Source organism: Sphingobacterium cellulitidis (genome assembly GCF_043187465.1).
In the GTDB taxonomy this organism is placed as follows: domain Bacteria; phylum Bacteroidota; class Bacteroidia; order Sphingobacteriales; family Sphingobacteriaceae; genus Sphingobacterium; species Sphingobacterium cellulitidis.
Genome location: NZ_CP171136.1, coordinates 3752228 through 3771714 on the forward strand (window position 1 = coordinate 3752228; position 19487 = coordinate 3771714).

Annotated in this window: 14 protein-coding genes; 10 read left to right on the plus strand and 4 right to left on the minus strand. The window is 38.2% G+C overall.

Translation table 11 applies throughout. The annotated features are described in order from the left end of the window. The first annotated feature begins 99 nt into the window (after positions 1 to 99). Positions 100 to 2118: an alpha-galactosidase gene (locus ACF3OC_RS16475; protein ID WP_392469947.1), complete on the plus strand. Its 2019-nt coding sequence runs from the start codon at positions 100 to 102 to the stop codon at positions 2116 to 2118. A gap of 126 nt (positions 2119 to 2244) precedes the next feature. On the opposite strand, the gene uvrB is transcribed toward ACF3OC_RS16475, so the two are convergent. Beyond that, on the minus strand, positions 2245 to 4278 hold the full coding sequence (uvrB, locus tag ACF3OC_RS16480; protein ID WP_094257927.1) for an excinuclease ABC subunit UvrB: 2034 nt from the start codon (positions 4276 to 4278) through the stop codon (positions 2245 to 2247). A gap of 117 nt (positions 4279 to 4395) precedes the next feature. Between uvrB and upp the strand changes: the two genes are divergently transcribed. The 5 genes from upp to ACF3OC_RS16505 all read left to right on the plus strand — a co-directional run bounded on the left by upp (position 4396) and on the right by ACF3OC_RS16505 (position 8286). Further along, positions 4396 to 5040, plus strand: a complete 645-nt coding sequence (gene upp / locus ACF3OC_RS16485) for a uracil phosphoribosyltransferase (protein ID WP_094257928.1) — start codon at positions 4396 to 4398, stop codon at positions 5038 to 5040. A gap of 102 nt (positions 5041 to 5142) precedes the next feature. Further along, positions 5143 to 5616: a ribonuclease H-like YkuK family protein gene (locus tag ACF3OC_RS16490; RefSeq protein ID WP_094257929.1), complete on the plus strand. Its 474-nt coding sequence runs from the start codon at positions 5143 to 5145 to the stop codon at positions 5614 to 5616. A gap of 229 nt (positions 5617 to 5845) precedes the next feature. Beyond that, positions 5846 to 7129: an erythromycin esterase family protein gene (locus ACF3OC_RS16495; RefSeq protein WP_392469950.1), complete on the plus strand. Its 1284-nt coding sequence runs from the start codon at positions 5846 to 5848 to the stop codon at positions 7127 to 7129. A gap of 8 nt (positions 7130 to 7137) precedes the next feature. After that, complete coding sequence (gene pnuC / locus ACF3OC_RS16500) at positions 7138 to 7740, plus strand: nicotinamide riboside transporter PnuC (RefSeq protein WP_392469953.1); 603 nt, start codon at positions 7138 to 7140, stop codon at positions 7738 to 7740. A 12-nt stretch (positions 7741 to 7752) separates the two neighbouring features. After that, positions 7753 to 8286: an AAA family ATPase gene (locus ACF3OC_RS16505; protein ID WP_392469956.1), complete on the plus strand. Its 534-nt coding sequence runs from the start codon at positions 7753 to 7755 to the stop codon at positions 8284 to 8286. Positions 8287 to 8403: 117 nt separating this feature from the next. On the opposite strand, the gene ahcY is transcribed toward ACF3OC_RS16505, so the two are convergent. Next, complete coding sequence (ahcY, locus tag ACF3OC_RS16510) at positions 8404 to 9720, minus strand: adenosylhomocysteinase (protein WP_392469959.1); 1317 nt, start codon at positions 9718 to 9720, stop codon at positions 8404 to 8406. Positions 9721 to 9882: 162 nt separating this feature from the next. Here ahcY and ACF3OC_RS16515 point away from each other — a divergent pair, with 162 nt between their 5' ends. Together ACF3OC_RS16515 and ACF3OC_RS16520 are read left to right on the plus strand one after the other, a co-directional pair. Beyond that, complete coding sequence (locus ACF3OC_RS16515; protein WP_094257934.1) at positions 9883 to 10293, plus strand: BrxA/BrxB family bacilliredoxin; 411 nt, start codon at positions 9883 to 9885, stop codon at positions 10291 to 10293. 123 nt (positions 10294 to 10416) lie between these two features. Next, complete coding sequence (locus ACF3OC_RS16520; RefSeq protein WP_392469962.1) at positions 10417 to 12063, plus strand: amidohydrolase; 1647 nt, start codon at positions 10417 to 10419, stop codon at positions 12061 to 12063. A gap of 12 nt (positions 12064 to 12075) precedes the next feature. Here ACF3OC_RS16520 and ACF3OC_RS16525 read toward each other — a convergent pair whose 3' ends face one another. Next, positions 12076 to 12954, minus strand: coding sequence for a hypothetical protein (locus ACF3OC_RS16525; protein WP_392469964.1), 879 nt, complete (start codon positions 12952 to 12954; stop codon positions 12076 to 12078). A 76-nt stretch (positions 12955 to 13030) separates the two neighbouring features. Beyond that, positions 13031 to 13912, minus strand: coding sequence for a lipoyl synthase (gene lipA, locus ACF3OC_RS16530; protein ID WP_094257936.1), 882 nt, complete (start codon positions 13910 to 13912; stop codon positions 13031 to 13033). Between the two features lie 143 nt (positions 13913 to 14055). On the opposite strand from lipA, the gene ACF3OC_RS16535 reads away from it, so the two are divergent. Both ACF3OC_RS16535 and carB read left to right on the plus strand, forming a co-directional pair. Next, complete coding sequence (locus ACF3OC_RS16535) at positions 14056 to 16308, plus strand: family 20 glycosylhydrolase (RefSeq protein ID WP_392469966.1); 2253 nt, start codon at positions 14056 to 14058, stop codon at positions 16306 to 16308. Positions 16309 to 16582: 274 nt separating this feature from the next. Then, complete coding sequence (carB, locus tag ACF3OC_RS16540) at positions 16583 to 19402, plus strand: carbamoyl-phosphate synthase large subunit (protein WP_392469967.1); 2820 nt, start codon at positions 16583 to 16585, stop codon at positions 19400 to 19402. Positions 19403 to 19487: the final 85 nt, after the last annotated feature.

The following is a 19487-nucleotide window of genomic DNA, read 5'->3' on the forward strand; positions in this document are numbered from 1 at the left end:
TTATGTAATATTTTCATCGATATCAATTTATTCTTGTAAATTGTTCCGAAATTCAAGAATTGACCTATTCTTAAATTTTGCTGTATCAACCTAATCATCATGTTATTCAAAAACCTAAATCAATTAGGGCTTATTTGCCTATTTATCTTATCCAACCTTACTCTACACGCCCAAATCGCTGTAAAACTAAATGAACATCAGGAATTCAAATATGACTTGAAAAAAGGAAGTTTCTCCTTGTTTGAAGACAAACATCCTGTTTTTGAGAACGCCATATCTGCTTATCAATTAAAGGGTGTCGATCAGCAATCCATTACATCCAAGAACGGAAGGGCATTAAAACAAAAATTCAAAGATTCTGCGGGTTCAGGAATATGTTATTCCATCGAACATCCGGCAATAAATGGGACGAAGGCAATTCAAAACTTTTATTTTTATGAAGGCAGTTCCTTCATCGTTATGGAAGTGGTATTAAAGGGCCGAAATATCAGCTCTAATTCAATTACTCCATTCCTCATAGACAATGGGTCATTTCTATCAAATAAAAGCCTTAGCTCTGTTTTTGTGCCTTTTGATAATGATACATTCATTTCTTATGAGCAGAACGACCTTGATAGTAACCTTTATCAGAGTTCTGAGGTCGGAATATTATATGACAATCAAGATCAATCTGGATTTATCCTAGCTTCCATCGATCAATCAAACTGGAAGTCTGGTATCCTGGCCAAACAAGAGAATAAAAAGACTGACCTTGCATTAAAAAATGGATATACCAATGTGGGCATTACACGCGATTCCATGGATCATGGTTATCTGTCGGGCAATGAAATCCGCTCGTCCAAGGTATTAATCTCCTATCATAAAAATTGGCAAGAAGGTTTGGAGGAATACGCGAAGTTCCAAAGAAAGCTGAATCAACCCCATTTGAAAGCTTGGAATCAGGGAACTCCTGTGGGTTGGAATAGTTGGGGCGTCATTCAAACAAAATTATCCTGGGAAAATGCGACAAAAACTGTTGATTATTTCAAGAATAACATTCCAGAATTTAGAAACGAAAATGGCAAGGCCTTTATTGATTTGGATTCTTTTTGGGACAATATGGTTCCAGGAGGAATGTCTGGTGATTACAGCAAGTTGAAAGAATTTGTAGCTTACTGTAAGGCGGCTGGATTAGAACCAGGGGTATATTGGGCACCTTTTACTGATTGGGGACATGGATCAGGTCCTGATCGTAAGGCAGAAGGTTCAGATTATACTTTTGGGGAGATGTGGACTAAAACCGCAGCCGGCTATCATGATTTGGATGGTGGTCGTGCATTGGACCCTACTCATCCGGGTACTCAGGCAAGGATGAAGTTTATCCTCGGAAAACTGAAAGAATGTGGATTCAAGATGATAAAAATTGATTTCCTTTCGCATGGAGCAATTGAATCTAGTAAGTTCTACAATCCCAATGTTAAAACCGGGATGCAAGCTTATGCTGTTGGCATGAAACTTCTCAATGATATCTTGGATAATCAAATGCTAATTTATGCGGCTATCTCCCCTTCCATCGCGACCTACAAATACAGCCATATGCGTAGAATTGCTTGTGATGCTTGGAAAACAATTGACCAAACAGCATACACTTTAAATTCAGTAACCTTTGGCTGGTGGCAAACTTATCTATACGATTACATCGACGCCGATCATTTGGTCTTTACTGGAGAATCTCACCCTACTAATGTGGCTAGGTTTTTATCTGCTGTGGTTGCAGGACCAATCATTTTAGGTGATGATTTTTCCATAAAAGAAGAATGGCACACTGAAATGGAACCAATCCTTCAAAACAAGGAGATATTAAAAGTTATTAAAAATGGGAAAAGCTTTCGCCCATTGCCGATTATGAAGGATAATAAGACCAGCAATGTATATTTCAAGCAAGATGGTGATAACAGCTATTTGATAAGCTTCAATTTTAAAGAAGAGCCAAGCAGCTTTCAAATAGACCCTAAGAACTTAGGATTGAAAAGATTTAGTAAAATAACCGATTTGCTGAATAATCAAGAAAGCAATGTGGAAACAACCATCAATATAGAATTTGAAGGAATAGGCGCGAAAATATTCAAATTGGATTAATATTGTTCTTTAGACTCGTAGTGAAAGAGTATTAAATGTTGCGAATAAGAAGAATTGTCTGATCGATTTCATACTGGAGGATTTTGTATTTAAACCTACAAAAAGCCTCCAGGTTTAAATACATCCTTATTTTCCTCCGAATTTCTCTTCAAATGCTTTCTCTAAGGAGAACATTTCGTCCCGTAACTTAGCAGCTTCCAGGAATTCCATTTCCTTAGCAGCTTTTTCCATGCGTTTTCTCACTGTTTCAATGGCTTTCTTCATTTCCTTCTCACTCATGTATTCGATTAAAGGATCAGCGGCTACAGATGCGCCTGCCTCCGGTTCAATATAAGCTTTTGGTTCACCTTTGAAGTCGGCAACAGAGGTTTGCTCCAAAATCTCTTCTTTCGTTTTGCCTACTGTTCTTGGCGTAATGCCATGTTCTAAATTATATGCAATCTGTTTATCTCTTCTTCGATTGGTTTCCTCAATGGTCACCCGCATGCTATCCGTCATCTTATCAGCATACATGATCACCCGACCTTTATCATTACGGGCTGCACGACCGATAGTCTGGATCAAGGATCTCTCAGAGCGTAAAAAACCTTCCTTATCAGCGTCCAAGATAGCGACTAAAGTCACCTCAGGTAAATCCAACCCTTCCCTCAACAAGTTTACTCCTACCAAGACATCAAACTCTCCTAATCTCAAACCTCTAAGAATCTCCACTCGTTCTAAAGTTTTCACTTCTGAATGGATATAACGCACCTTAATGTTCAATCGGGTCATATATTTCGTCAGCTCTTCAGCCATACGTTTGGTCAAAGTTGTGGCCAGGATTCTTCCTCCTTCTTTGATGGTTTTATCCACTTCTTCAAGGAAGTCATCCACTTGATTGATAGCTGGCTTAACTTCTACCACAGGATCCAATAAGCCTGTCGGACGAATAACCTGCTCAACAACAACACCTTCAGTTTGTTGCAATTCATAATCTCCAGGTGTTGCAGACACATAAATAGTTTGATTAGTCAGCGATTCAAACTCTGGGAAATTCAAAGGCCTATTATCCAATGCGGCAGGTAATCGGAAACCGTGTTCTACCAAGGAGATCTTTCTAGAACGGTCACCACCATACATCGCTCGTAATTGTGGAATGGTCACATGGCTTTCATCGATAACTAACAGATAATCTTCTGGAAAATAATCTAACAAACAGAAGGGACGCATTCCCGGATCTCGACCATCAAAGAATCTGGAGTAGTTCTCAATTCCAGAACAATATCCCAATTCACGCATCATCTCCAAATCATAGTTTACTCTTTCCTCCAAACGCTTTGCCTCCAACATCTTGCCTTCATCTTCCAATTGCACCTTTCTGGCCATTAATTCATCCTGAATGGACCAAATCGATTGGGTAAACTTATCTTTCGGCGTAACGAATAGATTGGCGGGAAATAATGCTAGGGTTTCATGCTTCTCTAAGGTCCTTCCAGATACAGGGTCAATTTCACTTAATTCATCAATTTCATCTCCAAAGAAAGAAACCCGATAGGCAACATCCAAATATGCCGGATAAACATCAATGGTATCCCCTTTCACCCGGAAAGTACCACGCTTAAATTCAGCGGTGGTTCTTGCATATAAAATCTCAACCAGCTTATGCAAAAAAGCATTCCTGCTAATGGTAGTCCCTACTCCAAAACGAAATATAGATCTGGAAAAATCTTCTGGATTACCCATACCATAAATACAGGAAACTGAAGAAACCACAATGACATCCCTTCTACCCGACATCAATGAAGATGTAGTTGCCAGACGCAACTTTTCAATTTCTTCGTTGATAGCCAAATCCTTCTCGATATAGGTATTGGTATGAGCGATAAAAGCTTCGGGTTGGTAGTAATCGTAGTAGGATACAAAATAATTCACCGCATTATTTGGGAAAAACTGTTTGAATTCTCCATATAATTGGGCAGCCAAGGTTTTATTATGACTTAGAATAAGGGTAGGTTTTTGCGTTTCCTGAATAACATTCGCGACGGTGAATGTCTTTCCGGACCCTGTTACCCCTAATAAAGTTTGATAGGTTTCACCTTGATCAACACCGGCTACCAATTGTTCGATTGCTCCCGGTTGATCACCTGTGGGTTTATATTCTGATGTTAACTGAAATTTCATAGATTGCCTTTCGTTAACCTAAGTTATCAAATTTTATTCCCTTTCTAGATATCTGAGCTACAAACAAAAGAATCCAAAAAATTATTATTATTTTGGTAGTTAACAAGACTTTTTGTCATGGTCACAATTCTAACAAAGCAAAACAGCATTGCAAACCATTTCTTAGCGGAACTAAGGGATGTTGGGGTTCAAACAGATAGAATGCGATTCAGGAGAAATCTGGAACGCTTGGGCGAGATTATGGCCTATGAAATCTCTAAAACTTTCGAATACAAATATTCCGAGGTAGACACCCCTCTTGGTGTTGCCAACACGCATTTGATGAGCAATCAACCTGTTATTGCCACCATTATTCGTGCGGGCTTACCTTTTCATCAAGGCTTTTTGAATTATTTTGATTCGGCGGATAGCGCCTTTATTGCGGCATTCAGACATACCAAAAAGAGTGGGGAGTTTGAAATCCATAAAAAATATCAAAACACGCCAAACTTAGATGGTAAAATCGTGATAATGGCCGATCCAATGTTAGCCACAGGACGTAGTTTGGTGCTTTGTTGCAAGGATTTATTGAGCGATTATGATATCAAGGAATTGCATATTGCAACAGTGATAGCTTCCGAGGAAGGCTTGCAACATGTGCGTGCATTTCTTCCTGAAGTGCAAATTTGGGTTGGTGCAGTGGATAATGAATTGACTAGCAAATCCTACATTGTACCTGGCTTAGGTGACGCCGGAGACCTTGCTTTTGGAAATAAAGAATAGGTTAATAGAATAAAAAGAAACAAATAATTAGCAATTACTTAATATATAACACAAAGAAAATGAAACACATATCCGTAAATTTAATAAACAAATTTTCATACTATGGAATGGCAAAAATACAACGGAGAGATAATAAAACTTCCTTTATGGTCTGCAGTTGAGGAGACCATCATCAAGGAGAAGAACGCAGGAAACAAACTCAAAGTCTACATTGGTACAGATTCTCAAGTAAAACGTGGAACTGTCGAGTTTGCAACCGTAGTGGTCTTCCTCAGGGAACACCGCGGTGGATTCATGTTTATCCATAAGGATAGAAAAAACCACAACATGACCATCAAAGAAAGAATGCTTTTAGAAGTTCAGCATTCCATCGAAACAGCTTATGAACTTTGCCCCTTGTTAGATCAATATCAAATCGATCTAGAAGTCCACGCCGACATCAATACAAACCCTAATTTTCAATCCAATACTGCACTTAAGGAAGCCATGGGCTATATCCTAGGTATGGGTTTTATTTTTAAGGCTAAACCCGAATCTTTTGCTAGTACAAATTGCGCCAATAAACTGGTTCAATAAGCCCTGCAAAAGTTCTATTTCCCTTTAAATACCATCTTTAGTTAACCCCAAAAACTGAAGGTTGTAAATCTCACTCTCTCATTTAGGATCTAATTCCTTAGGTCTCTAAAAATCTTCTCCCCTAATTTATCCATATCCTACATTCAATTATTTAATTTATTCAACCTCCTTTTTATCTCCTTGCTAATTTTTTAGTAAATTCATTAAAACCAATCGTAGTGAACCAATTATGAAAGTATACTTGATTCTAGCCTCTCTCTTAATTTGCTCTGGTCTGTTTGCTCAAAACAAAGAAGAACTTTCTAAGATAAAATCTTTAAAATCTGAAATCATTCCTTTGAACCTTAATGAGAATTCTGAGTTCATTCAAAACAAGAAAAAACTTAAGCAGTACATTGCGAATGCAAGTATTGTTCTACTCGGTGAAGAATCGCATGGTGATGGCACTGCCTTAAAGACGAAATCTGAATTGGTCAAGTTTCTTCATCAAGAGCTTTGTTTTAATGTTATAGCATTTGAAAGTAGCATGTACTTAGCGGAGAAATCATTTCAAAATATCCAAAATAAAGAAGATGCAAAGCTGGAACTGAGACGTTCGATTACTCCTTTATGGGGATGGGCAGTTGAAGTTCAACCATTAATCAACTATATAGATGAGCAAAAACAATCTACCCATCCGCTAATTGTATCAGGTTTTGATCATCAAGAAATCTCCCAAACAGATCGAGAGACTTTTCCATTTGAATTATACAACAGCATGGAGAAAGAGAACATTAATTTTAAAGACCAAGAGGAACAAAATGCTTTTTTCAAATTTTATGCTCTTTTATCCAGCCAATTTTATGGAAAGAATGAAAACCTAACTCTTGATTCCTTAAACTACTTGTTGTCTACTTTTAACAATGCCGGTGCAAGAATCCTTGCTGATCTGGAAAAGTTGGAAGGAAAGGATATGGAACTGCTTACACAAAGTATGAGAAACAAACTAGCTGTTGCGACGAATGCGGTATATAGAAAAGTTAATGATTCCCGATTCAATGAATATACTCGTGACTCCGTAATGGCCGAAAATATTATCTGGCTAAAAGAAAAAAGATATCCGAATCAAAAAATAATCATTTGGGCAGCAAATTTACATAATGCAAGAAATGCAGGTTCTCCATATAAAACCACAATGGGTGATTATATTTACAGAAAATATAAAGATGAGCTATATTCCATAGGTTTTGTCGCCAACAAAGGTGAAATGGGCACCGTTCAGATGCAAAATAGCAGGCCCATAGAACCGGCAAAGGAAAATACATTGGAATACCTTTTCTCCAAAACAGAGATGCCAAATTTCTTCCTGGATTTCAAATCTTTTAAGAAAACAAAAAAAGGAAAATGGCTCAATAATAATTTAGACATGCGTCCATTTGGTTATATGGAGCAAAATAAAAACTGGACTGATATCTTTGATGCAGTCATATTTAATAATGAGATGGGAAGAGTAAATTTATTTAAAATCAAGTAGGTCAAAGGATGCAGGAATATCTTCATGAATTATATCAACAATTTCTTCTGACCTCAGGCCTTGAATGGCTTGCTACCATTACAGGCTTCTTATGTGTCTATCTTGCGGCTAAACAGAATATCTGGAACTGGCCAATCAGTATTATTTCGGTCCTCACCTATCTGTATATCTTCTACCACAATAAACTTTATGGTGACTCTATTCTACAGATTTATTTCTTGAGTACAGCCATTTACGGTTGGTATTATTGGAATAAAAGAGCTCATTCGGATGAAAAACCAATCAGCTCATTTAAGACGAGAGAAATGCTGATCACCATATTGGCAATCGCAGTACTGGCAGGCATAATTGGATTATTATTGGATAGATTTACCGACACCGATGTTCCTTATGCTGATGGTTTCTGTACCGCAACAAGTTTTGTTGCCCAGTTTTTAATGACGCGAAAGGTATTACAAAACTGGTTATTATGGGTCTTTGTCGACATATGCTATATCCCACTTTACTTACATAAAAACCTTATTCTAACAGCAGTACTGTACTTGGCCTTTGCGATAATTGCCTGGAATGGATACCGAGATTGGAAAAAAACCTATCAAAAATTTCAGTAATATTGCCAATCTATGGAAAAGGAAAGTGGTAAGTTGCTTAAAGTTGCTGTAGTTGGACCTGAATCAACGGGTAAATCAACCATGGCAAACTATTTAGCAAAGGAACTAGGAACAGTTTGTGTTCCTGAATACGCTCGATTTTATTGCAAAAACTTAAACAATCAATATACCTTGCAGGACGAAGTCAATATGTACTATGGACAGATTGCTTTGGAGGAAGCATTAACACCTACTGCGAAGAATGGCGTTTTGATTTGTGACACGACCATACTGACCGTAAAAATATGGTCCGACCATTTGTTCGGACATACCCCCAATGAAGTAACTGAGCACATTAAAACAAGGAAATATGACCTTTATTTACTCATGGATATTGATCTTCCATGGGAGGATGATCCTTTACGAGATTTCCCAACCGAAAGGGCACATTTTATGCAAGTCTGGAAAGATGAATTAGCCAACCTAAAGGCGAATTATGAAGTCATCTCCGGACTGGATCAACAACGACTACAAAACGGTCTTCAAGCCGTAAAAAAATATCTATAATAAGAAAGCCGAGAAAAAATTCTCGGCTTTCTTATTTATACTTTAAGCATTCAGCAAAGTATATAGCCAAAAAGTCTAATAGACATAAGTCTAAATACTAAATACTAAATACTACTCCTAGTAACGGTAAGCTTCTGGCTTATATGGGCCTTCCACTGTCACACCGATATATTCAGCTTGCTCTGGAGTTAATTCATCCAATTCCACACCGATATGTGCAAGGTGTAAGCGAGCAACTTTCTCATCCAAATGCTTAGGTAGAGTGTAAACTTCTTTCTTGTACTGATCAGTATTTGTCCAAAGTTCCAATTGCGCTAAGGTTTGGTTTGTAAATGAATTCGACATTACAAATGATGGGTGACCTGTAGCACATCCTAAGTTTACTAAACGACCTTCAGCTAATAAAATAATATCCTTACCATCGATAGTGTATTTATCAACCTGCGGTTTAATTTCAACTTTAGAATCACCATAGTTTCCATTTAACCAAGCAACATCGATTTCATTATCGAAGTGACCGATATTACAAACCACCGTTTTATCTTTCATTGCTTTGAAGTGCTCAGGACGGATGATATCTTTATTACCTGTAGTTGTTACTACAATATTTGCTTCTTTAATAGCATCAGACATTTTCTTAACCTCATATCCTTCCATTGCAGCTTGCAATGCACAGATAGGGTCAATTTCTGTAACAAGAACACGAACACCAGCAGAACGCAATGACTCTGCAGATCCTTTACCTACATCACCGTAACCTGCAACAACTGCTACTTTACCTGCTAACATTAAATCGGTAGCACGACGAATTGCATCTACCAAAGATTCACGACATCCATATTTATTATCAAATTTTGACTTTGTAACAGAGTCATTCACATTGATTGCTGGTAAATGTAGTGTTCCATTCTTCATACGCTCGTATAAACGGTGAACACCTGTTGTAGTTTCTTCCGAAAGACCTCTGATTCCATCAATTAATTCAGGGAATTGGTCAAACACCATATTTGTTAAATCACCACCATCATCCAAGATCATGTTTAATGGCTGACGATCTTCACCAAAAAATAAAGTTTGTTCTATACACCAGTTAAACTCTTCCTCGTTCATCCCTTTCCAAGCATAAACAGGGATTCCTGCAGCAGCAATAGCAGCAGCAGCGTGATCCTGTGTCGAGAAGATATTACATGAAGACCAAGATACATCAGCACCAAGCTCTACAAGAGTTTCAATCAATACCGCAGTTTGAATGGTCATGTGTAAACATCCTGCAATACGTGCTCCTTTTAAAGGTTTGGTAGCTCCAAATTCTGCGCGTAAGGACATTAAACCTGGCATTTCAGCCTCCGCTAATTCTATTTCTTTACGACCCCACTCTGCTAAAGAAATATCTTTCACTTTGTATGGAACGTAAGTAGTTTCTAATGATGACATAGTTTTCCTTTTTGTTTTTTCGAAGCACAAAATTACTTGATAGTCAAATCAATTCAAAACATTGTGACATTATTCGGCATAAATTGACATTTTCTTGAGGATATCATCTTGACTATCGCCTCTTTTAAAAGTATATTTGCATAAATCATTAAGAATAAAACTATGTATCCAGAATATTTAGTAGCTCCAATGCGTCAAGAACTAGTTGATGCTGGATTTCAAGAACTTAAATCCGCAGCTGAAGTGGATTCTGCAATTCCTTCTGAAGGAACTGTATTTGTGGTAGTAAACTCTGTATGTGGCTGTGCGGCTGCAAATGCTCGCCCTGCTGCCAAATTCGCAGTGAAAAATGAAAAACATCCTGACAAATTAGTTACTGTTTTTGCCGGAATGGAAAAAGATGCAGTAGATAAAGCGCGTCAGTATATGTTGCCTTACCCTCCATCTTCGCCTGCAATGGCCCTATTCAAAGATGGTAAATTGGTTCACATGATAGAAAGACATATGATTGAAGGCAGACCTGCTCAAATGATCGCGGACAACCTAGTTGCTGCTTTCGACGAGTACTGCTAACATTCATTATATTTTGATTTTTGAATATCGAAAAAGCTTCTTTTATCCGTAAAAGAAGCTTTTTCATTTCCAGCCTTTTTCGGCTTTTTCTTAGTACATTTGTTTTTGTATCATCCTAACAATATGATGAATATTAAAACAAACCTGATATTTCTATTTTTTATTAGCTTATTCTTTAGCTGCACCACCAACAAACAGATAGACCTAATCGTTTATAACGCTAAAGTTTATACCGTGGACTCTTTGTTCTCAACAGTGGAAGCATTTGCTGTGAATAATGGTGTCATCGTTGAAACCGGTGAATCTCAAAGCCTATTGAATAAGTATGATGCTAAAGAAAAAATCGATGTACAAGGTAAATTCATCTATCCTGGATTTTACGACGCTCACGCCCATTTCTTTATGCTTGCCGAAGCAATGGATGAAGTTAATTTAGTCGGCTCAAAATCATATGATGAAGTTATCCAACGCCTAAAGACTTATGTTGAAGCAAACCCCAATAAGAAATGGATAGTTGGTAATGGCTGGGACCAAAACCTTTGGGAAGACAAAAATTTCCCTACCCGCGATTCATTAGATAAGTACTTCCCCAATATTCCCATTTATTTAACGAGAGTAGATTATCATGCCGCTCTAGCCAATGGCAAAGCACTTGAAAAAGCAGCCTTGGATAGCGCGTATTTTGTTGAAGGTGGCGTAATATCTGTGAATAAAGAAGGATTGCCTGATGGTATTCTAATTGATAATGCCATGGAATTAGTGCAAAGCCATATCCCGAAAGAACAGAACTCGGCATTATTAAAAATTCTAAGAAGAGCACAGGATTCCCTACTATCGGTGGGCTTGACCAGCATTGTTGATGCCGGTTTAAATAAAGACCAGATTGAATCATTGAAAATCTTTTATAATGAAGACTCTTTGGCAATCCGCGATTATGCCATGGTGATGGCAACTGACGAAAGCATTAAGGAATACCTCCGATCTGGAACTTTCGAATCCGACAGATTAACTGTTCGTTCCTTTAAGTTGATGGCAGACGGTGCTTTGGGTTCTCGAGGTGCTTGTCTCTTACATCCCTACCATGATGCCCCAACCAGTGGATTTTTATTAAAAAGCCCTGAGGAATTTGATAAGACCATTAAAAAATTAGCCAACAGCAATTTCCAGGTGAACACCCATGCTATTGGTGACTCTGCCAACCGAATAATTCTGGATACCTATGGAAAGTATTTAAAAGATGGCAAGAATCGTCGCTGGCGGATTGAACATGCGCAAATCATTGCCCCTAATGACTTCGCTAAATTCAAAGACTTTCAGATTATCCCTTCTGTTCAACCAACTCATGCTACCTCAGATATGTACTGGGCGGAAGATCGGATCGGACCGGAAAGAATCAAAGGCGCCTATGCTTACAAAAAACTATTGGAAGAATATGGCTTACTGGCACTTGGAAGTGATTTCCCCGTGGAACATTATAATCCGCTATATGGGTTTCATGCCGCTGTGGCGAGGGTAGACAAGGTCGGATTTCCTAAAGGTGGCTTCCAAATGGAAAATGCTATCTCCAGAGAACAGGCTTTGAAAGGAATGACGATTTGGGCAGCATATTCATGCTTCCAGGAAAAGAAACGTGGTAGTATTGAAAAAGGAAAAGATGCGGATTTCGTTATTCTTGAGGATGATATTATGACCGCAGAAAATGAAAAATTGCGTGATATCAAAACCCTGAGAACCGTTATTGCAGGTCAAACAGAATACTTGCGAAAATAAATCCTATAACACTTAATATTGGATGGGTCTGAAATAGGTCAATAATCCTGCTGCCAGCAGCAACAATGGAATTCCAAAGATGACCTGTAAAAATAGAAAATACTGCAACGAATGGATTGCTAAAAGATCCCGGTCTACATCCTGTCCTTTATAAACAGTGCTGAAACCAGATTTAAAATAGGAATGCGCTTGTGCCATCTGAATAAGTACATTGTATTCTTGTCCTCTGGGAAAGGCCTCTAAATATTTAAACGCTCGTACATCCATCCTTTTAAAATGAATTAGCGTACTATTTGCAAATTCATCATCCAGATGTTTATTCAGCTCCTCCCTACTGAATACTTTATGATAATCAAAAGCTAACCAAGCTTTCGCATGCGACCTATATGGGTCTGCACTGGCGAAGATTGGTACAATAAATAAAATACTCACCTTATACTTCCCAAAGCTGAATATATTAGGCTCACTAATGGTCCGTAATGGTATTACCTGCAAGCGATCCACATACCAATCATCTAATTCTAAAAATATTGAACTCTTATGCGGCTTGACTTGATTGACACTCTCTAGTCTAATGACGCTTCCAAAATTATATCGAATTGATTTCGAAAGAGGTGGGAATAAGATGGCTGTTAGTACAGGAAGAATGATCAGACATACAATCAGTGGTGCATAATTTATCTCGGATATATCAGAATAGAATCTTTCGAATAATGGCTTGCGGATCAGAAGGACCGCAGCAATACTCGTAATGACTGGTATGACCCAGGCTAACCAATCGGGTGGATTTACGTTCCAACTGGAAATGATTAGATAGTAAAATAAACTGCAAACTAGAAGCAGAATAAGCTCCAAAATAAATAATGGAATAAAAATTCTTTTGAAAAACATATTTCTTCACCTCTAGATTCAGCCTAAAAATAATGTATTTCAAAAAAAATTCCTTAGAAATTCTAAGGATTTAATTTTATTGCATATCGAATAAATGTTTTTCTGCATGATAAGAAGATCTTACCAATGGTCCAGATTCAACATATTTGAATCCCATTTTTAAACCAATTTCTTTATATTTTTCAAATTGCTCAGGAGTAACCCAATCAATTACCGGGTGATGCGCTTTGGTCGGTTGTAAATACTGACCAATGGTTAAAATATCAACACCTACATTGAATAAGTCTTGCATCGTTTCAATTACATCCTCTTCCGTCTCACCCAATCCAAGCATAATTCCTGACTTAGTACGCAATCCAGCTTCTGAAATTCTTCTTAAACACTCCAATGAACGATCATACTTTGCTTGAATACGAACTTCACGTGTCAATCTTCTCACTGTTTCAATATTATGCGAAACAACCTCCGGACGAACCGCTAATACACGATCTAAATTCTCCCATTGTCCTTTGAAATCAGGAATTAAAGTTTCCAAGGTAGTTTCTGGACTTTCTCTGCGGATTGCTAAAATAGTTTCAGCCCAAATCTGCGAACCTCCATCTTTCTGATCATCACGGTCAACAGAGGTAATCACACAGTGTTTAACCTGCATCAACTTCACTGAATTCGCTACACGGTTTGGCTCATCCAGGTCAACCGGCAATGGGCGACCCGTCGCAACTGCACAAAATGAGCATGAACGCGTACAGATATTTCCTAGGATCATAAAGGTCGCAGTACCTGCTCCCCAACACTCTCCCATATTTGGACAATTACCACTCTCACAAATGGTATGCAACTTATGTTCATCAACCAAACTCCTAACATGTCGGTATTCTTTTCCAACTGGTAGCTTCACGCGTAACCAGTCTGGTTTGCGCTGAGTTTGATTTACTGGAATTACAGGAAGTTCAATCATGCTACAAAGTTAATCATATTTACATTATTTCTTAGAAATGAATGTTAGGATAATCTCATAAAAACTATGACTGCAATTTATTGTTATTTAAATAATATTTTTTTAAGGATATTTGTTTTTAAATCAAACCCTTATTCCCCAATATGGTTAATCATCTGCAAAAACTCTTGGTACTCCTTTGTTTTTTTCCCCTCTTGACACAAGCGCAAGACAAGGAAATAGCAATCATACCTCGCCCTTCAAAAGTCATCAGCCATGAAGGCGAATTAATTCTAAACCAAAAATTCGACCTTTTCTACACTGAAGATTTTTCACAAATACTCCCACTATTAAATGAAATCCCAGGTTTACAAGTCGGAAATTCTGAACTGGTCAAAAAAGTTAAAAAACAAAACCAGATAGGTGTCCGATTATTTAAGGCAACTGAGTTCGATCGTGTGGACCCCAATGGTTATCTTATCGAAATCGATGATAAAGGAATTTTATTAAAAGCGCATACGCCACAGGCCATGATCCCTGGAATCTATAGCTTGGTTCAATTGGCTTACCTGAATAATTCAAATGCACTGCCCTATGTCCGAATCGAGGATAAAGCCCGATTCCAATACCGTGGCATGCACTTGGATGTCTCCAGAAACTTTATGCCCTTTTCATTTCTCAAAAAATATATTGATTTATTGGCCCTATATAAGTTCAATTACTTTCATTGGCATTTGACAGATGGAGCTGGTTGGCGATTAGAGATTAAAAAATATCCTGAACTAACGAAAAAGGCGGCTTGGAGAACCCATACTTTATGGAAAGACTGGTGGAATAATGGGCGACAATATGTTGATGAAGGTACTCCGAATGCAAGTGGGGGCTATTATACGCAGGATCAGGCGAGAGAGTTAGTAGCCTATGCTGCACAACGCGGAATTACCATTATCCCTGAAATTGAGATGCCTGGTCACTCAGAAGAGGTATTAGCGGTATTCCCTGAATTATCATGTACCGGAAAACCTTACACTCAAGGTGAATTTTGTTTAGGCAATGAAGATACTTACAAATTCCTAAAGAATGTTTTGGATGAGGTACTGACTATTTTCCCTTCTCAATATATCCATATTGGTGGGGATGAAGCGGATAAATCACATTGGAAAAACTGCCCTAAATGCCAAGCATTGATGGAAAGGGACAGTTTAAAATCTGAAGATGAACTGCAGGCCTATGCCATCAAACAAATGGATGAGTATCTACAATCCAAAGGCAGAAAGTTAATTGGATGGGATGAAATATTGGAAGGTGGATTAAGTCCAGGTGCGACGGTGATGAGCTGGAGAGGCGAAGAAGGCGGAATTAAATCCGCAAATGCCGGACATGATGTAATTATGACTCCAGGGGCTTATCTATATTTTGACGGCTATCAGACCGACCCTAGAACCCAACCTGAAGCACTCGGTGGATTTTTGCCATTGGAAAAAGTATATAGCTATAATCCTATCCCAGAAGGCATCCAAGAGGATAAAAAGAAACATATCTTAGGCGCTCAAGCTAACCTATGGACCGAGCATATCCCAACTTATCAACATGTGGAATATATGGCTTTCCCAAGGGCATTAGCACTTTCGGAAGTTGTATGGACCAATCAAGAAAGTAAATCATGGAAGGATTTTCAAAAAAGACTCCAACAACATTATAAAATTCTGCAAAAAATGGAGGTGAATTATTATCGTCCTTCCTATAATGTCATCAGTAAAGTCAATTTTGATTCTACACATGTGAAAAATACCGTGGTTCTAACTTCAGAACAATACGAACCTAATATTCGCTATACCATTGATGGATCAGATCCGAATAGAACTTCTACGATCTATAATTTGCCAGTTGAACTATCCAAATCGGCTGTTATTAAAGCCGCTTCATTCTTGGATTCTGCTAGGGTAAGCCCTGTTGAAACCATTGAATTGGATATCCATAAAGCCATTGGCAAAGAAGTCATTTATAAAACAGAATGGGAAGGTTATCCTGCTCAAGGAAATAGAACCTTGACCAACGGGATCAAAGGAACCTTAACCTACCAAGATGGACAATGGCAAGGCTTTACGAAGGGAGTAGATGTAATTGTGGATTTTGAACGTCGCGAGGAAATAAAATCTGTTGCCTTGGACTTTATGCAAATCCCAGCACCAGGAGTCTATTTCCCTGGTGAATTTACAATTCTGGTATCTGACAATGGAAAAAGTTATCGGGAATTAGGAACTGTTAAAAACCAGGTCAGCACAACCGACCCGGCATTGAAGTTCCAAAAATTTGAAATCAAGCTGGACAAACCGGTTATGGCGAGGTATGTTCAAATAAAGGCAACCAACCCCATGAAAGGGTATTTATTTGCCGACGAGATAGTAATATATTAACAATGAAGGGAATTCAAATTATTGAGTTCCCTTTTTTATTAAACAGAAAACCTCTTGAAGCGTCCTGATGTTAATGGGATGGAAGGTTTGAAGAAAATTTAATTAGGGTACAAAGTTGTCACTAATTTTTCAATGAAATAATTCGTTCATTTATAAAATAAAAATGTAACTTTGCACTCCGACAAAGCAGTCGGAATATCACCTCCCATTAAGGCAACTTCTGTCTGCAACAGTCCACTTAATTATTTGTATTTAACAATTGAAATAAAAAATAATGCCTAGAAACACCTCCATCAATTCGGTATTAATCATTGGATCTGGACCTATTGTTATTGGACAAGCCTGTGAATTTGACTATTCAGGATCACAAGCCGCATTGTCTCTAAAAGAAGAAGGAATTTCAGTATCCATCATTAATTCAAACCCAGCTACAATCATGACCGATAGTGTTGTAGCAGATCACGTGTATTTACTTCCATTGACTTGCGAAAGCATTGAACAGATTTTACAAGAACGTCAAATCGATGCTGTCCTTCCAACGATGGGTGGTCAAACAGCTTTAAACCTATGTATTGAAGCTTCTAACCGTGGTATTTGGGACAAATACAATGTTAAAGTGATAGGAGTTGATGTAGCTGCTATCGAAAAAACAGAAAACCGTGAAGAGTTCCGTCAATTAATGATTGATATCGGTGTTGGAGTAGCTAACTCCAAAATCGCAAACTCCTTCTTAGAAGGTAAAGAGGCAGCTCAGTTAATCGGATTCCCATTAGTAATTCGTCCTTCTTATACATTAGCAGGAACCGGAGGTGGTTTTGTGCATAAAAAAGAAGAATTCGATGCGGCATTAAACAGAGGTTTACATGCATCCCCTACTCACGAAGTATTGGTTGAACAAGCAGTACTGGGTTGGAAAGAATTTGAATTAGAATTATTACGTGATACCAATGACAACGTAATTATCATCTGTACCATTGAGAACTTTGACCCAATGGGTATTCATACGGGTGACTCGATTACAGTTGCTCCTGGAATGACGCTTTCGGACAAATGTTATCAAGACATGCGTAATCAAGCGATTAAAATGATGCGCTCTATCGGTAACTTTGCAGGTGGTTGTAATGTTCAGTTCTCTGTTAACCCAGAAAACGAAGAAATTATCGCTATCGAGATCAACCCTCGCGTATCTCGTTCATCTGCTCTAGCATCTAAAGCTACCGGTTACCCAATTGCAAAAATCGCTGCGAAATTAGCAATCGGATACAACCTTGATGAATTACAAAATCAAATCACTAAAAATACTTCTGCATACTTTGAACCTACTTTAGACTATGTCATCGTTAAAGTTCCACGCTTTAACTTCGATAAGTTCAAAGGCGCAAATAAAGAATTAGGCTTACAGATGAAAGCTGTAGGTGAAGTAATGGCAATTGGCCGTACCTTCATCGAAGCACTTCAGAAAGCAGCTCAATCATTAGAAACTGGCCGCGCTGGTCTTGGTGCAGATGGCCGTCAATCTAGAAACTTAGAGGAAATCATGCACAGCTTGGAGCATCCAAGTGCTGATCGTCTTTTCCATATCAAAGATGCTTTTGAATTAGGCGTTCCTTTGGAATCCATTCGTAAAGCAACCTTAATCGACAAATGGTTCTTAGTACAAATTCAAGAACTTGTTCAATTAGAAGGTGAATTACGCAGATACCAATTAAATAATATCCCTCGCGACTTCTTCATGACCTTGAAACAAAAAGGTTATTCTGATATTCAAATCGCTTGGTTATTGGGTAATACAACGGAAGATGACGTTTATGCGCGTCGTAAAGAATTAGGCATCCGTCGTGTTTACAAGATGGTAGACACTTGTGCTGCTGAGTTCCCTGCTCAAACTCCTTACTACTACTCGACTTTCGAGGATGAAAACGAGTCCACAGCATCTGACCGCAAAAAAATTATCGTGCTAGGTTCAGGACCAAACCGTATCGGTCAAGGTATTGAATTTGACTACTCATGTGTACACGGATTATTAGCAGCTAAAGAATGTGGCTACGAGGCTATCATGGTGAACTGTAACCCTGAAACGGTATCGACTGACTTTAACATGGCTGATAAACTTTACTTCGAGCCAGTATTCTGGGAACATGTTCGTGAAATCATCGAACTTGAAAAACCTGAAGGGGTAATCGTTCAGTTAGGTGGTCAAACTGCCCTAAAAATGGCAGAACGCTTAGAGGCTGAAGGTGTAAAAATTATCGGAACAAACTTCTCAAACATGGACTTAGCTGAAGACCGTGGAAGTTTCTCTGACTTATTGAAAGACCTAGATATTCCTTACCCTAAATATGGTGTTGCTACTTCAGCAGAAGAAGCTATCAAAGTAGCGAATGAAGTTGGATACCCTGTATTAGTTCGTCCTTCATATGTATTGGGTGGACAAGGGATGAGTATTGTGATCAACGATGAAGACTTGGAAAAAGCAGTAGTAAACCTATTGAAAAACCTTCCTGGAAATCATATCCTGATTGACCATTTCTTGGATAGAGCTGAAGAAGCAGAATCAGATTCAATCTGTGATGGCGAAGATGTTCACATCATCGGAATGATGGAGCATATTGAGCCTGCAGGTATCCACTCTGGTGACTCCTCAGCAGTATTGCCTCCATTTAGCTTATCTGAGACTGTTCAGAAGAAAATGGAAGAATACACCATTAAATTGGCAAAAGCATTGAACGTAATTGGTCTATTGAACATCCAGTTCGCAATTAAAGATGAAAATGTATTTGTAATCGAAGCCAACCCTCGTGCTTCACGTACCGTACCTTTCATCGCAAAAGCTTATGATGTTCCTTATATCAATATCGCTACTAAAGTGATGTTAGGTGAAAACAAATTGAAAGATTTCACCATCACACGTAAATTAAATGGTTATGCGATTAAAGAACCTGTGTTCTCCTTCTCAAAATTCCCAGAAGTTGATAAACAATTAGGCCCTGAAATGAAATCTACTGGTGAAGCTATCCGCTTTATCAAAGACTTAAATGATCCTCACTTCAGAGAACTTTATAGCAAAAAATCTATGTTCTTAAATGCGCAGTAGTATTTAGTAGAGAGTATTTAGTATTTAGACCTATGTCTGATACTAAATACTAACATAAGTAAAAGGTCTGAGAATTAATTCTCAG